Here is a 15354-nt window from a genome sequence, read left to right on the forward strand (position 1 = left end):
GGAGCGGGAGTGCGACGCCGGCTAACCGGCGTCGTCGCGGCGGAGCGTGCCGACCTCATGGGAGCGGATGTCGAAGACGACGAGCTCGTCACCGCGGACCTCGACGCTGCGGGCCCCGGTGACCCAGGCCTGGAGGTTCGGGGTCGCCATCAGGGTCGTCATCGCGGGACGGATCGTCGCCCGCGATCCCGTGCCCTTGTCCGTCGAAACGTCCGTATCGGATCCCTCGGCCGCCGAGGCGATCGTCCCGTCCTCGTCCCATGTGGTCACGAGGCGGTTGATGCCGTCGCTGCCCTGGACCTGATGGTCCTCGGTGAAGCGGAGGAATGCCTTGGGGTTGGCCTCGGAGCGCCAGGTGCCGATGAATGGGTGTGTCATTTCTCCACCTTCGTCAGTTCGCCGATCTCGTTGCCCTCGATGTCGAGGACCGTCATCGTGTCACCCTCGACGCTGACTGTCGAGACCTTGGCCAGCCACGTGTCGACTCCGGCGCACGCCTTCTGGGTGGAGGCGAACGGCTTGATCTTCACGGTGTCGCCCTCGGCCGTCCAGGTCGAGGAGATCGCATTGCAGCCGTCCGTGCCCGCGACCGCGCCTTCGGGCGAGAACTCGAGGTACGGATCTCCCTGACCCGCCGCGTACCAGCGGCCTGTCGTCAGCGCCTCGACGTCGAGGCCGCTCGTGTCGCCGGGACCCGTCGAAGGCGGACCGGAGCCGTCAGGAGGGGTGACCACTTCGCTCGTCTCCGGGGCGGAACCGTCACCGAGGCCGTCGGTCGGCTCCTGCGTGTCGCAGGCGGTGAGGACCAGTGCGAGGAGGGCGATGAGCCCGGCCAGGATGAGCAGTCGGGCGTGTGCTGATCGAAGTGAACGCATGGGCCAATCCTATAAGCCTCGACCTGTGTTCCGCCTCGGAACGGCGGGTGCGAGCAAGAGCACTTGCACTTTAGTTCGTTGTGTTCACTGCTCATCGACGCTGGTTTGCCCGTCGTCGTTATCAATTCGTAACGTTGCCCGGGCAACTGACTGTCGAGCGAGAGATCGAGAAGCATGCAGAAGAACCACGCGCCGCGTTCGCTGGCGTTGACGGCGGCCGCGGCCCTGGGACTGGGGTCGGCGCTCTTCGCCGCTCCTGCCGTCGCCGGACCGGAATCGGCTGCGGCGGAGCCCGCGCTCGAGGCGCCGAAGCTCACCGAGCAGACCGCGGAGCTGGCGGCGAAGCAGGTCGACGAGGTCAACGCGTTCGGCTTCAAGGACGGGACGCTCCACCTCGGCGTCGAGAAGGACAAGGACCTCAAGTCGGACGAGATCCAGAAGCTGCAGAAGAAGTACGGGGCGAAGAAGGTCGTCGTCACCTCCGGTGTCCCCGAACTCGACGCCCATGCGAAGAACGACGTCGTCGGCGGGGCCGGCTATCTTATGGACACGCCGAGCGCCGGCGAGGCCTCGGCCTGCTCGACCGGCTTCTCCGGTTGGGACGGCGAGGGCAAGCCGATCGTCCTCACCGCCGGCCACTGCGCCGAGGAGATCGACCCGGAGACCGGTGAGTTCGCCGGGAAGACGAAGCACGTCGACACCGAGCGTCCGTCGACGTCGAGCGCCAACGGCGGCGAGGGCTTCGACCCCAACGGCATCGGCGCTCTCGGCTCGTGGGGCTACACGAAGTTCGGCAGCCCCGTCGAGGAGGGCGAGACGACCGGCAACGAGGGTGATATCGACTTCGGCGTCATCGAGCTCGACGAGGACAAGTACAACGCGAAGAACGGCGTCACCGACTGGTCGAGCGCCGATTCCGACGACCTGTCGACCTCGACGACGGGGATCACCTCGGTCGGCTCCCATGAGGAGGGAGAGGTGAGCAAGTCGGGCCGGACGACCGGTCTGACGGAGGGCAAGGTCATCCCGGCCGAGCAGGCACCCTTCGAATTCATGAATGTCAGCGGCCGGTGGGTCCATGGGTTCGCAGTCGAATCCTCGTTGGACGACCCGTTCTCGCAGCCGGGCGACTCCGGCGGCGCCGTGTTCCAGGGGGACAAGGCCGTCGGCGTGATCTCCGGAGGCGGGGAGGCCGAATGGGAGGACGGAACGAAGTTCCAGCTCGGCTGGGTCGCGGACCTCGACTACTCCCTCGAGGAGTCCGGCATCGACTTCTCCCTCGAGAAGGACGCACCACAGGCGCCCGCGGCCCCTGTCGCCGAGGACCAGACGATCGAGCCGAAGGGCGAGGTCACGGGTGAGGCCGATCCCGGCGCCGAGGTGAAGGTCGAGTGGAAGCCGGCAGACGGCTCGCAGGGCTCGGCCGACAGTGAGACGGTCAAGGCCGACGACAAGGGCGCCTTCGCGCTCGTCGGCCCCGCCGAGGCCGGCGACTGGGTCTACACCGCGACCGCAGTCGTCGACGGCAAGGAGTCGAAGGCCACCGAGTTCGACGTCACCGTCGAGGCGCCGGAGGAGTCCCCTGAGGCTCCCGCCGAGCGGGGGATGACCGTCGACCCCGAGGAGATCGCCGCCTCCGACTTCGTCAAGAAGGACAAGAGCGTGACGATCGCGACCGAGGGCTTCGACGAGGGTGAGGAGGTCACCCTCGAAGTCGTCGGCGGGCCGAAGAACGTCGAGGGCATCGAACTCAAGGAGAAGGCGAACGAGAACGGTGTCGCCTCCTTCGCGATCTACGGCACGAGCGAGTCCGATCCCGAGGCCTATGTCGGCAAGTACGACCTGGAGGCCACCGGGGCCAACGACACCGCGGAGGAGAAGGTCCTGACAGGTTCCTTCGAGGTCGTCGCCGATGAAGACGGACAGGGTGGGGGAGAAGCCGGTGGCGGCTCCGATCTGCCGCGCACCGGTGCTGAGATGACCGGTCTCGCCGCAGGGGCCGGGCTGCTCGTCGTCGGCGGCGCCGCCGTGCTCCTGACCATACGTCGTGTGAAGAAGGACTGACCCGGTCCCACCTGCGCGAACTGCAGGAATACTCAACAAGCGCCCTTGACCAACTGGTCGAGGGCGCTTGTTGTTTCGTTCTTTTTGTTCACTGTTTCATGAACGGTTTCTTGGTAGACCCCGTGTCCAAACCGTAATCTTTCTGTGACTAAGGTCAATCGATTCGTGACTTTGCGCACACAGGTCGGGGCTCTGGAGCTTCGCGGGCGGTGCCGGGCACAGTCGATATCGGAAGCTCCCGAAACAGGAACGGAAAAGTATGCAGAAGAAATTCGTGCAGAGTTCGCTGGCTCTGACCGCCGCTGCGGCGCTCGGCCTGGGTGGCGCATTCGTCGCCGGCCCGGCCGCTGCGACGCCGTCCGCGTCGCCCTCGGCGTCCGCCGCCGCGCAGGTGCCTCAGAAGCTCGACGTGCAGAACGAGAAGAAGGCGGCGGCCGTCGCAGCTGACATCGAAGGTGTCAATGCCTTCGGAGTCAGCAACGGCAAGCTGTACGTCGGCGTCGAAGCCGAGACCAAGGAAGTCAAGGAGCTTCAGGAGAAGTACTCCAATGTCGTCGTCACCCTCGGTGTCCAGGAGCTTGAGCCGCACGCCAAGACCGACGCCGTCGGTGGTGCCGGCTACCTGATGTCGGTGCCCGGTGGCTCCGGCGTCTGCTCGACCGGGTTCTCCGGCTGGGACGGTGCGGGCAATCCCGTCGTTCTCACCGCCGGACACTGCTCCGAGGTCTTGGACGAGACCACCAACGAGACCGTTGGCGCCTCGACGATCGTCGACACCGAGCGTCCGTCGACCGCGGAGGCCAACGGCGGCGAGGGCTTCGAGCCCCAGGGCGTGGGCCCTCTCGGTGAGTGGGGATTCACCAAGTTCGGCAGCGACGTCCTCGCGGGCGACGACACCGATCCTGAGCCGAAGGCCAGCGACATCGACTTCGCCGTCATCAAGATGAACGACGCGGTCTATGACGCCAAGAACGGCGTCACCGACTGGACCACCGCAGACTCAGATGACCTCTCTGCCAGCACCAAGCCGATCAGCAAGGTCGGTGCCCACACCGAGGGCTCGGTCTCGAAGTCTGGCCGGACCACCGGTGTCACCGAAGGACAGGTCATCCCGGCAGAACAGGTCGGGTTCGAGTGGATGAACGTCGGCGGACGTTGGGTCCACGGATTCGCCGTCGAGTCGTCGATCGCCGATCCGTTCTCGCAGCCGGGCGATTCCGGTGGAGCCGTGTACCAGGGTGACACCGCGGTCGGCGTCATCTCCGGTGGTGGACCCGCCGAATGGAATGATGGCACGGAGTTCCAGCTCGGCTGGGTCGCCGACCTCGACTACTCGCTCGAGCAGTCGGGTGTCGAGTTCTCCCTGACCGACCCGAACGCTGAGCCCGAGGCTCCCGCCGCTCCGGTCGTCAAGGATCAGACCATCAAGCCCAACGGTGCCGTCACCGGCAAGGCCGCTGCAGGTGTCGACGTGAAGATCACGTGGAAGCCGAAGGCCGGCGCGCAGGGCGCGACCGAAGGTGAAGAGACCGTCAAGGCCAACGCCGAGGGCAACTTCACCATCGAGGGCCCCGAGGCTCCCGGTCAGTACGACTACACCGCGACCGCCTCCAATGCCGGCGGATCCTCCGACACCGTGCCCTTCGTGGTGACGGTCGAAGAGCCCCCGGCCGAGGCCGACGCCGCCACCGATGGTGCTGACGCCGGAGCCGCAGCCGAAGGTGCAGAGGCTGACGCCAATGCCGAAGGCGCCGAAGCCGATGCTTCCGCCGACGGAGCCGACGCAGGTGCCGAAGCCGACGCTGGAGCCGACGCCGCCGAGGCCGACGCCTCCGCCGGTGCCGACGACTCGAAGGACGGCGGCGAGGAGACTCCTGCCGAGCGTGCGATCAGCATCGAGCCCAAGGAGATCGTCGACACCGACTTCGTCAACAAGGACAAGGGTGTGACCATCACCGTCGAAGGCTTCGACGAGGGTGAGAACGTCACGCTCGAGGTCGTCGCCGGCCCGAACAACGTCCAGGGCATCGAGCTCAATGAGACCGCGAACAAGGACGGCGTCGCCGCCTTCAACATCTACGGTGTCAACGATTCCGATCCCTCGGTCTACCGCGGCAAGTACGACGTCAATGTCACCGGTGCCAATGACACCGCTGACGAGAAGGCCCTCACCGGGTCCTTCGAGGTCGTCGCAGCCGAAGACGGCAAGGGCGGCGGTGACGGCGGATCCGATCTGCCTCGCACCGGTGCCGAACTGACCGGCCTCGCAGCCGGAGCAGCTCTGCTCGTCGTCGGTGGCGCCGCAGTGGTCCTGACCATGCGTCGCAACTCGAAGAAGAACTGAACTCGGCTCTGACGGTCACCCGCTGACCGACTGAGAGTTCAGCGAACACCCCCGGTCTCCACCGGGGGTGTTCGCGTTCCCATACAACTGTTCGGTAACATATGTGGCATGAGCCACTCGGTCACCGATGAATTCCACAGCGCCATCGCACTCGAGCCCACGTCGGAGAACTCCTTCAACGCCCACCTCGGCGCGGGGTGGAAGGTGGCGGGCGCGGTCAACGGGGGATACCTCCTTGCGCTGCTCGGACATGCCCTGCGACAGAGCAGTCCGAACGCTCCGGATCCCCTCGTCATCTCCGCTCACTATCTCGGGCCCAGTGATTCCGGTCCCGCCGAAGTGGCGACGCGGATCGTGCGGCAGGGACGCTCGAGTGCGACGTTCGGCGTCGACCTCGTCCAGGACGACCGCCCGACCATCACAGCGCTGGCGACAATGGGCAGTCTCGCCGCGCTTCCCGACGACGTCGCAACCTCTGCCGAACCGCCGGACCTGCCGGTGCCCGAGGAGTGCATCGATGTCGCCGAGGCGTCCGCCGACTTCCTCGCGGCCGCTCCGCTGCTCTCCCGCTTCGACATGCTCCTCGACCCGGCGACGACGGGATTCGCCGTCGGCAGGCCGAGCGGACGAGGGCTGCTCCAAGGGTGGCTGCGCTGGGCGGATGGATCCGACCCCGACGTGCTGTCCCTCCTGGCCTTCCTCGATGCCTTCCCGCCGGTGATGTTCGACTTCGGTCGGTTCGGCTGGTCGCCGACCATCGAACTGACCTCCCATGTGCGTGCGGTCCCGGCACCCGGGTGGATCCGCGTCACGGTGCACAGCCGCAACATCGCCGGAGGAATGTTCGAGGAGGACTGCGAACTCTGGGACTCTGCGGGCCGCCTCGTCGCCCAATCCCGGCAGCTTGCCCGCCAGCCGCGCGACTGAATCCCACGCCGCGTGACCGAACCGCCTTTCTCCGGGCCCGGTGCAGCGTGTCTGTGGTCGGATTGCGACGAAGGGAAACGCTGTGTGGCGATGAACGGGCACTCGTGTCAGTCTCCGTGTCTATGGTAGAAGCTCAGTGAATCCACCCATCTCCGGCAGTCACGGCTGTCGGAGCGAAAGGACGGTCAGCCATGGCCTCGCTGTCATCCCTGAGCATCGCGTTCGACTGCGCGGATGTGCGCACCCAGTCGACCTTTTGGTCCAAGCTGCTCGACGTCGAGCTCGACGAGGGCGCGAACGAGTTCGTCGCCAGCATCGGCGGCATCCACAGTCCGGAGACGACGACCCCGGGCATGCTGTTCCTCAAGGTCGACGATCGGGGAGAGGGCAAGAACCCGGTCCACATCGACCTCGACGACCCGCATTACCCGCGCGACGTCGAGAAGGCGGTGTCCCTGGGCGCGAAGAAGGTCGCCTCGTTCCAGGAGCACGGAATCGAGTGGACGACTCTCCTCGATCCCGAGGGCAACGTCTTCGACATCGGCCGTCGGCAGGTGTCGGACCAGACAGGAGCCTGACATGCCGGAACAGTATGCACGACAGAGTGTGAAACGACTCGACCGGAGTGTCACGGGTATCACGTAGAGTGACAGGGACAGCATCAATCACCAACGAAGGAAAGATCGAAGCATGGCGAAAACTGCATTCCAGGGCACCCCGGTCCACACCGTCGGAGAGCTCCCCGAGAAGGGCGCACAGGCACCGGCCTTCAGCCTTGTCGGGACGGACCTCGACGAGGTCAGCTCGGCCGACACCGCGGGCAAGCGCGTCGTCCTCAACATCTTCCCGAGCCTCGACACCGGCGTCTGCGCCGCCTCGGTGCGCACGTTCAACGAACTGGCCGCAGGCCTGGAGAACACCACCGTCCTCTGCGTCTCCAACGACCTGCCGTTCGCTCAGGCCCGCTTCTGCGGTGCCGAAGGCATCGAGAACGTCGTCGTCGGCTCCGGCTTCCGCAGCGCCTTCGGCAAGGAGTTCGGAGTGACCATGGTCGACGGTCCGCTGGCCGGTCTGCTCGCCCGTGCGGTCGTCGTCCTCGATGAGAAGGGCACCGTCACCTACACGCAGCTCGTCGATGAGATCACCACCGAACCGGACTACGACGCAGCGAAGGCAGCTCTCGGCGCCTGATCGACCCCGGGGTCGACCTGCTACATACTGATCACCTGCACGGGCAGAGCGTATTCCACGCCTGCCCGTGCGCCGGTTTCTGACGTGATCCCGGTGATCATCTCCCGAGGCACCGGGTGGTCGGTGAGCGCCTCGAGGTAGACCCTGTGGGCCTCGAGCGAGCGCACGCCCTTGTCGACGTCGTCGGCATCCAGTGCCACGGCGTGAGTGGGTTCCGCCCCGTTGACGAGGAGCCGACCGGTCTTCCACGCACCAAGCCCCGACTCCTCGAGATCGGTGAACAGCCACGGATTGTCCGCGTCCCGGATGGCATCGATTGTGGCGACACCGGCGTTGCGGTGATCGACGTGGTTGAGCCCCCACGGCGTCTCCAGGCGCCAGGTGGTGACCATCACCGCGTCCGGTCGGAACTGCCGGATCTTCCGCGCGATCGCACGGCGCAGTTCGAGGTCGGCCTCGAGCAGGCCGTCGGGGAAGTCGAGGATCTCCAGATCGTCGACGCCGACGATCGTGCACGCCTCCCGCTGCTCGGCTGCCCGCAGCGGTGCCACCTCGTCGGGATGCATGCCCCGGATTCCGGCCTCGCCGCGGGTCAGGAGCAGATACGAGATCTGCTTGCCCGCACGCGCCCACTTGGCCACGGCGGCCGAGGCGCCGTATTCCATGTCGTCCGGGTGCGCCACGATGCACAGGACCCTGCTGATGTCTTCGTCGTCGAGAAGCGGAAGCTCATTCATCCCACCAGGCTATGCGCCCGCGGAGGCCTGCGCCAGGTCTCCCGGCAACCGCTTGAGGAGCTCACGTGCGGCCATCCGGCCGGCCCGGGTCGCACCGACGGTCGAGCTCGCCGAACCGTAGCCGACGAGGAGGACGCGGCGATCACCTCTCACCGACACTTCGGACTCCATCGCGATGCCCCCATCACGAGTGCGCAGATGCAGCGGTGCCAGGTGGTTGAGTGCGGCGCGGAAGCCCGTGTTCCAGAAGATCACATCGACCTCCTCGACGCGGTCCTCGGTGTAGGGCTGCCAGGATTCCGGCAGGGCCAGGCGATCGCTCGCCGACGGTCCGAGCCCTTCGGAGGTGGGCGTCGCCTCGGTGTCGTGGGCGGGGAAGTGCACGCCGTGGGGGAGGATTCTGTCGAACATCCCCCGCGACACGAGGACTCCCGACCTCACTCCGGCGAGGAACTCCTCGCGGATGGGCAGGCCCGTCGTGCGGACCACGCTCGCCGGAGCCAGACCCGCGAGCGTGCGGGAGCGGACGGCACGTTCGACCTCGAGCCCCCAGCTGCCGTCGAACTCACGCGAGGTGAAGTTCGGCGGTCGGCGGGTGGCCCACAGGGTGTCGGTCACCTCGGCGAGCTGGAGGAGGAACTGGGTCGCCGAGATCCCGCCGCCGACGACGAGCGTGCGTCGGTCGCGGAAGTCCTCGACGTCGCGGAAGCTCACGGTGTGGAGCTGGCGGCCCTCGAACTCCGCGATTCCGGGGACGAAGGGGATATAGGGGCGACGCCACGTGCCCGTCGCGTTGATGATGAAGGAGGCGGTGAGCTGAACCCGTTCACCGTCGAGGTCGACCGTCAGCGACAGCGGACCTGAGCCCGGTGTTCCGGACCGCACCTCGTCGACCTCGGCGGGTCGGACGACGCAGAGTTCGAGTTCTCGTTCGTAGCGGGAGTAGTAGTCGGACACGACCGCCGAGGCGGGGCACCGGGGATCGGGCGAGCCGAGGGGGAAGCCGGGGAGATCGGCGATCCGGTTCGCTCCGCCCAGGGTCAGGGAGTCCCATCGTTCGCGCCACGCCCCGCCGGGACCCGAACTCGCGTCGAGGACGAGGAAGTCCCGTCCGGCCCGCAGGCCGTCCCGCCACAGGTAATGGGCTGCGGACAGGCCGGCCTGACCGGCGCCGATGATGACGATGGGCCAGTGTGAGCCGGCGAGCAGCTCGTGGAGTCGACACACCATGGCGTCCATTGTCCCAGGTGCCTCTGGATGTCGGATCGGAGATTCGCAAGTCCGATTGACGGTGGCGCCTCACCGGCAGTCGGGGCCTCGAGGGTTCGCGAAGCAGTCATCGTCGACGAGGTAGCGGTGGAATCGGTAGACGTCGATGGTCAGTTCATTGCTGGCGACGTGGGCGAAACCGTCGATGGGCAGCCATGGTCCGCCGTCGACGGAGAACTCACCGCTGAACGTCGTCGTCATGACGACGGTCTTCGGTCCGGTCTCCTGGTAGTTGTGTCCGATCTCCGGTTCCTCGCCCGGACGCGGTTTTGATCCCTTCGTCGTCGTAGTCGCCCCCGTGTTGTCGCCGAAGTCCCAATGATGCTTCTCGGGAGTGACCTTCACGGTGACGTCGTAGGTGAGGAGCGTCATGTCGATATAGCTGATGTCGACCTCGGCCCAGAACGCCGCGGGCTTCCCGATGATCGCCCAATCCTCCGGCCACGCGCTGATCGTCGGCGAGGGAATGTCGAAGGTCTGGAACTGGGATTCCGGAATGCGCGTTGGTGGGTCAGGGCGAACGGGAACACCCGGACCGCCTCCGCCACCGCCGCCATCGGGCGGGTCATAGCAGATGTAGCCCGTCACCGCGACGGGGCACTCCGGCTGCCCACCGCCTCCTGATCCACCGTCGCCCGAGCCACCGCCTCCGCCGCCGGAGCCGCCTCCGTCGCTGCCGCCTCCGCCGCCTCCGGGCGGACCGGGTGGACGAACGGCTTCACATTTACTTGTGTCTCCTAAACTGCACCCTGGACCCGCAAGAACTGGTAGCGCCGGGATAACGGCGAGAAGTAGGGCTATCGAACAGACTCCAGTAAAAAGTCTCGCGTGCAGGGATTTCAACATCTCCTCTCCCACAGCTCCTGTCGTTCGACCTTCCAGGTGTTGTCGTGAATCGAGATCTTATGCTCCATCGTCACGCTACCGTCAGGCTTCGGCGGAGAACTTGCACCCTTGGGAATCATGCTCCACTGTGTCGTGTCAACGCAAAAGTGCACTTTTAGTTCAGACGGAGAGCCGCCTGATTCCGCGAGAATATCGACGACGGAAACTTCCTGTGGGTGAATTGATCCTTCGAATGTGGCTTGGCCAGATTCGATATTGCTCGCTTCTGTGTTGATCGATTTAAGAGCGTCCCCACTGGCGTACTTCGGAAAATCGTTAGTCGCTTCGAAATCACCGGAGTAGGCTCTGTTGATCGACAGGAAAAAGCCGTCGAACGCCAGCAGCGCCCCTTCGACCGCTTGCTTCTCCTCGGCGGAGAGGTCGAGTTCGGTTTCGTAGGCAGGGACGGTCGGGGTGGGCTCGGCCGGAGCCGGAAGCGTCGATGTGGGTGCCGCGACGGGCGCATTGGTCTCGCAGCCTGTCAGTGCGAACGCCAGGACGATCGCTGCACTCACGCCGGCAGCTCGCACACCTGTCTTCGGGCGATGTTCAGTCGTCATTCCACGCCTCTGTGGTCAGATCCCCGGCACCGTCGCAGGCCTGATCCGCCTTGCCTTGATGCCCCGAATCCTCAGACTATTCGAGAATTCGGGGATTGAGAACAGGCGAAGTTCAATCTGTGGATAACTCGACCCTGAGTCAGGAGAATACTGCCTGTCGTATTCCGCACGCGGTTCTGGCGTCGTCTTGCCGGACTGTCGACGAGAGGCCCGCCGGTGAGGCGTTACTTGGAGGCCTTGGCGGCGGCCTTCTGCTGCTTCTTGAAGGCGCGGACCTCCTGCAGCGTGTCCTCGTCGATGACATCGGCGATCGATCGGCGGCTGCCTTCGACGCCGTAATCGCCGGCCGCCTCTCGCCACCCCTCGGCTTCGAGGCCGAACTGCTTGCCCAGCAGCGCGAGGAAGATCTTCGCCTTCTGCTCACCGAAACCGGGCAGCTTCTTCAGGCGCTTGAGCACCTCGGCGCCGGTCGGGTTCCCCGAGGTCCAGATCGCGGCGGTGTCCCCGTCGTACTCCTCGACGATCTCAGCGGCCATCTTCTGGACGCGGGCCGCCATCGACTTCGGGAACCGGTGGACGGCGGGTTTGATCGAGAACTTCTCGAGGAACTCGTCCGGGTTCATCTCCGCGATCGTCGCGACATCGAGACCGCCCAGTCGCTCGGCCAACTTCTGCGGACCGGCGAAGGCGATCTCCATCGGGACCTGCTGGTCGAGCAGCATGCCCATGAGCAGTGCGAAAGGATCGTCGGCGAGGAGCGCATCGGACTTCGGGTCGCCGGACAGGAAGACTGAACTCATGGACCCATACTGACACGTCTTCGCTACCATCGCCTCATGATCTGTCCATGTTCCGGGATGCCGCCCGGCACCGAGTTCGCGCACTGCTGCCGTCCCGCCCTTGACGGCGAAGTCTGGCCGGCCACCGCCGAGGCGCTCATGCGCTCCCGGTACTCCGCATTCGCGGTGGGGAACACCGACCATCTCTTCCGCACCTGGCACGCGAGAACCCGCCCGCGTGAGATCGAGATCGACCCGGACACGACCTGGCTGGGCCTCGACATCGTCGGCACCACGGGAGGGGGACCGGAGGACACCGAAGGGACCGTGCACTTCCGCGCGAAGTACCGCGACAGCCACGGCGAGCACATCCTCAAGGAGAACTCGACATTCGCCCGCCGGGCCGGCAGATGGGTCTATGTCAGCGCTCTCTGAGCGCGCGCACCAGCAAGACCTGAGCCGGAGAGGCGGATGCCGCACCGATCGCACCAGCGGCAGGGAGGCTGAGGAAGCGGGCGAAATGGCCTCGGAAGTTCGCGAGCACGTATCCTGATGGTCCGGGCAAACAAAGGAGACTCAATGGGCCAGGCCTACCACGCCGATTCGACCGAACTCACCGACAAGGAGATCCTCACGTGGGATACGTTCGGCACCTCCGCCAGAGAGCTGGCGCAGACCATCGCCGACTCCGACTATGACCCCGAGATCGTCATCGCCATCGCTCGCGGTGGGCTGCTTCCGGCAGGCGCACTTGCCTATGCCCTGGGCCTCAAACTCTCCGATGCCATCAACGTTGAGTTCTACACCGACGTTCACGAAACCCTTCCCGATCCCATTCTCCTGGCCCCGATGCTCGACATCGAAGCGATCAAGGGGAAGAAGCTCCTCGTCGTCGACGACGTCGCCGACTCCGGTCGGACCCTGGCACTCGTGCTCGAACTGCTGCGCAAGCACGGCGCCGAGGCGCAGTCGGCAGTGATCTACTCGAAGTCGGCATCGATCATCGAACCCGACTTCGTGTGGAAGCGGACCGATCAGTGGATCGTCTTCCCCTGGTCCGCAGAGCCTCCGGTCGAGCCCTCCACGTAACCCCATGGAGGTCTGGCGGGACATCGATGCCCCGTGCGGACGGATCCGGACCTACCGCGACGGCCAGGTGATCCGCGCCCGGGGGATCCGCTACGCACGCGCGGCCCGATTCGCTCCGCCTGCCGACGAGGAACGCACCGATTTCATCGACGCGCTCGGTCCCGGTCCCGCCTGCCCTCAGCCCAAGCGCGACCCGAACGCGGAGATGAGCTTCGACCAGATTGGCGACCTGCCGATGAGCGAGGACTGCCTGCGCGTGAGCGTGACCATGCCGGCCGATCCCGAGCCCTCGGCCGGTGGCACCACCCTGCCGGTCCTCGTCTGGATTCACGGCGGCGCCTACGTGGCCGGGGCCGGGGATGCGGAGATCTACGACCCTCGCGCCCTCGTCGAGGAGCAGAGCCTCATCGTCGTCTCCGTGACCTACCGCCTCGGCGTGCTCGGCTTCCTGGGCACCGGGAAGCCGGAGCACGCGAACCTCGGACTGCTCGACCAGATCTCCGCACTGCGCTGGGTCCAGCGCAACATCGCGGCCTTCGGCGGCGACCCGAACAATGTGACGATCGCCGGGCAGAGCGCCGGAGCCGACGCCTGCGCCCACCTGATGATCGCCGAGGGGACCGCTGGTCTGTTCTCGCGCGTGATCATGCCCTCACCGCCTCTCGGTCTCTCCGGGGGAACCGAGTCGATGAACTGGGCGATGGCGAAGGTCACCCGCAGGATCGACCCAGACGCTCCCATCGGGGACATCCTCAAGGCCCAGGAGGAGGTCCACAGGGCCGCTCTCGTCGGCGGGCTGCACGCGGGCATGTGCTTCGGCATCCGCTACGGCACCCACCCGCTGCCGCCGCGGTCGGAGACCGGCGAGGCCTGGTCCCAGTCGGCCCGGAAGCACGACATCCTCATGACCCGCACAGAACGCGAGATCGCCTTCTTCGCCGGTTTCGTCCCCGCCCTGCGCCGGCTCCACCAGGGCCATGTCACCCTGCCGATGGTCGAATCGCTCATCTCCGGGATCACCTCGGCCGTCTACACCCGCGCCGGCAAGGAGTTCTACGATCGGCACCGGATGGCCGGCGGCCAGGGTGCGAGGCTCCTCATCGTCTCCCGCGGCGACGGAACCTTCTTCGACGCCGCGCATTCGGGCGATCTGCCTCTCATCTTCCCTGGCGACATATGGCACGAGTCGTTCCTCGACTACGGAGAGATGGCCGGGCTCGCCGGACCGGAGCTGCGCACCATCTGGGGACGATTCGCCCACTTGGGAGTGCTGCCGCGCCTGCCCGTGCCCGGGCTCATCGACATCCTCGGCTGAGCGGAACCGGACGGATACTCCTGCCGCACCATTTGTCGCGACCTCAACGTGTCTGCGCGAGGTTTGCACCGGTCGCGCAGACACTTCCGGGTCGGGGGCACGAACCAACTTGCACGAAGACATCGCGCAGACGCTTTCGGGTCGCGGTCGCGGCTCGCAGGAACGGCGGAGCCCGGCCACATCGCACTGTCCGCGGGCTCGGCTAGATTGGTGCCATGGATGCCCACCTGGTCTCGGCCGCACGGATGCTCTCGCTCGGCCTCGTTCACGACGGGGAGCCGACGACGCCTGCCGAGGTGGTCCGCTCCCTCGGCTGTCTGCAGGCCCAAGCGCTCGGCGGGGCGCTCGTGTCGATCGCCCTGCGGACCGGCAGCGATTCGCTCGACGAGGTGCGCGCCGCCTTCGACTCCGGCGCCATCGTGCGCACGTGGACTCAGCGCGGCACCATCCACATCGCCCCGGCCGTCGACGTCGGCTGGATCCTCGGCCTGACCGCCGAGCGCCTCATGCGCTCCGAGGCGAAACGGCGTGAGCACTTCGGCGTCGACGAGGCGATGCTCGACGCGGCCGCCCAGCTGGCCGAGACCGCGATCGCAGAGCGGGGACCGCTGAGCCGCACGGAACTGCTCGAGGTGTTCGACCCCCTCGTCGCGGGCGGACGCGAAGGCGAGGAGTACGGGCGCCAACGCTACCTGCTCACGACGCTGTCCATGCGCGGCGTCCTCATCCAGGGTCCCTGCCTCGACGGCAAGGACGAGCTGCGGTTCGCCCTGACCTCCAGCTGGATCCCTGAGCCCACCCGCCTCGAACATGACGACGCCCTGCGGGAGTGGCTGCGCCGCTACGTGCTCAGCCACGGTCCTGTCACCCTCGACGACGCCGCACGATGGACCGGGCTGCCGAAGACCCAGTGCCGTGGAGCGATCGCTGCGCTGCGCGAGGAGGGAGACATCGTGGGCACGACGATCGACGAGCGGGAGTTCTTCTGCGCCCCGGATCTCGAGGACCGACTGTCGGACTGTGCCGAGGCGGCCCGCGAGGTGTTCCTCCTGCCGGGATTCGACGAGCTCATCCTCGGCTACAAGGACCGGAGCTTCACCCTGCACCCGAGGCATGAGAAGGCCGTCGTCCCCGGCGGCAACGGGATGTTCAAGAACACCGTCATCGAGGACACCCGGGCGCGCGCCACCTGGAAGAAGAGCCCGCGCAGGACCGGACCGCCCCTGGTCATCGAACCCCTCGAGGGGGAGAGCGTCGACGTCGAACGGGCTCAGGAGACGGCGGCGCGCCATCCGGCCTTCGTGCGGGTGTGAGGACCA

At 66.5% G+C, this 15354-nt stretch carries 16 protein-coding genes; 9 read left to right on the forward strand and 7 right to left on the reverse strand.

The genetic code is table 11. The annotated features are described in order from the left end of the window. Window positions 1-21 precede the first annotated feature (21 nt). Entirely contained in the window at window positions 22-378 is a 357-nt protein-coding gene (locus DFO65_RS05300; RefSeq protein WP_113903378.1) for an META domain-containing protein, read from the reverse strand. Continuing rightward, entirely contained in the window at window positions 375-875 is a 501-nt protein-coding gene (locus tag DFO65_RS05305; RefSeq protein ID WP_113903379.1) for an META domain-containing protein, read from the reverse strand. Before DFO65_RS05305 ends, DFO65_RS05300 begins: the two co-directional genes overlap by 4 nt. Window positions 876-1049: 174 nt before the next feature. On the opposite strand from DFO65_RS05305, the gene DFO65_RS05310 reads away from it, so the two are divergent. The 5 genes from DFO65_RS05310 to tpx all read left to right on the forward strand — a co-directional run bounded on the left by DFO65_RS05310 (window position 1050) and on the right by tpx (window position 7401). Continuing rightward, a complete protein-coding gene (locus DFO65_RS05310) occupies window positions 1050-2939 on the forward strand; it encodes an LPXTG cell wall anchor domain-containing protein (protein WP_113903380.1) in 1890 nt (629 codons plus the stop codon). A 259-nt stretch (window positions 2940-3198) separates the two neighbouring features. Further along, window positions 3199-5283 carry a S1 family peptidase gene (locus tag DFO65_RS05315; protein WP_113903381.1) on the forward strand — a complete coding sequence of 695 codons (2085 nt, stop codon included), beginning with the start codon at window positions 3199-3201 and terminating at the stop codon, window positions 5281-5283. 108 nt (window positions 5284-5391) lie between these two features. After that, window positions 5392-6210, forward strand: a complete 819-nt coding sequence (locus DFO65_RS05320) for a thioesterase family protein (RefSeq protein WP_113903382.1) — start codon at window positions 5392-5394, stop codon at window positions 6208-6210. A gap of 191 nt (window positions 6211-6401) precedes the next feature. Further along, window positions 6402-6788, forward strand: a complete 387-nt coding sequence (locus tag DFO65_RS05325; RefSeq protein ID WP_113903383.1) for a VOC family protein — start codon at window positions 6402-6404, stop codon at window positions 6786-6788. A gap of 112 nt (window positions 6789-6900) precedes the next feature. Beyond that, complete coding sequence (gene tpx / locus DFO65_RS05330) at window positions 6901-7401, forward strand: thiol peroxidase (protein WP_113903384.1); 501 nt, start codon at window positions 6901-6903, stop codon at window positions 7399-7401. A 20-nt stretch (window positions 7402-7421) separates the two neighbouring features. Here the strand turns inward: tpx and DFO65_RS05335 are convergent, their stop codons facing one another. From DFO65_RS05335 to DFO65_RS05360, 5 genes are all read right to left on the reverse strand, one after another. Then, a complete protein-coding gene (locus DFO65_RS05335) occupies window positions 7422-8138 on the reverse strand; it encodes a PIG-L deacetylase family protein (RefSeq protein WP_113903385.1) in 717 nt (238 codons plus the stop codon). 9 nt (window positions 8139-8147) lie between these two features. Then, on the reverse strand, window positions 8148-9368 hold the full coding sequence (locus DFO65_RS05340; protein WP_113903386.1) for an NAD(P)-binding domain-containing protein: 1221 nt from the start codon (window positions 9366-9368) through the stop codon (window positions 8148-8150). 69 nt (window positions 9369-9437) lie between these two features. Continuing rightward, on the reverse strand, window positions 9438-9995 hold the full coding sequence (locus DFO65_RS05345; protein ID WP_113903387.1) for a hypothetical protein: 558 nt from the start codon (window positions 9993-9995) through the stop codon (window positions 9438-9440). Between the two features lie 251 nt (window positions 9996-10246). Next, window positions 10247-10852 carry a hypothetical protein gene (locus DFO65_RS05355; protein WP_147233254.1) on the reverse strand — a complete coding sequence of 202 codons (606 nt, stop codon included), beginning with the start codon at window positions 10850-10852 and terminating at the stop codon, window positions 10247-10249. 224 nt (window positions 10853-11076) lie between these two features. Next, window positions 11077-11652, reverse strand: a complete 576-nt coding sequence (locus tag DFO65_RS05360; protein WP_113903389.1) for an HhH-GPD-type base excision DNA repair protein — start codon at window positions 11650-11652, stop codon at window positions 11077-11079. Window positions 11653-11688: 36 nt separating this feature from the next. Between DFO65_RS05360 and DFO65_RS05365 the strand changes: the two genes are divergently transcribed. From DFO65_RS05365 to DFO65_RS05380, 4 genes are all read left to right on the forward strand, one after another. Next, a complete protein-coding gene (locus tag DFO65_RS05365) occupies window positions 11689-12066 on the forward strand; it encodes a YchJ family protein (RefSeq protein WP_245940491.1) in 378 nt (125 codons plus the stop codon). Window positions 12067-12210: 144 nt separating this feature from the next. Beyond that, a complete protein-coding gene (locus tag DFO65_RS05370) occupies window positions 12211-12720 on the forward strand; it encodes a phosphoribosyltransferase (protein WP_113903391.1) in 510 nt (169 codons plus the stop codon). A 4-nt stretch (window positions 12721-12724) separates the two neighbouring features. Continuing rightward, the gene (locus tag DFO65_RS05375; protein ID WP_113903392.1) at window positions 12725-14035 is read left to right on the forward strand and encodes a carboxylesterase family protein; all 1311 of its coding nucleotides are present in this window, start codon (window positions 12725-12727) and stop codon (window positions 14033-14035) included. Between the two features lie 215 nt (window positions 14036-14250). Beyond that, a complete protein-coding gene (locus tag DFO65_RS05380; RefSeq protein ID WP_113903393.1) occupies window positions 14251-15348 on the forward strand; it encodes a winged helix DNA-binding domain-containing protein in 1098 nt (365 codons plus the stop codon). Window positions 15349-15354 lie beyond the last annotated feature (6 nt).

The organism is Brevibacterium sanguinis, from assembly GCF_003315415.1.
Lineage (GTDB): Bacteria > Actinomycetota > Actinomycetes > Actinomycetales > Brevibacteriaceae > Brevibacterium > Brevibacterium celere_A.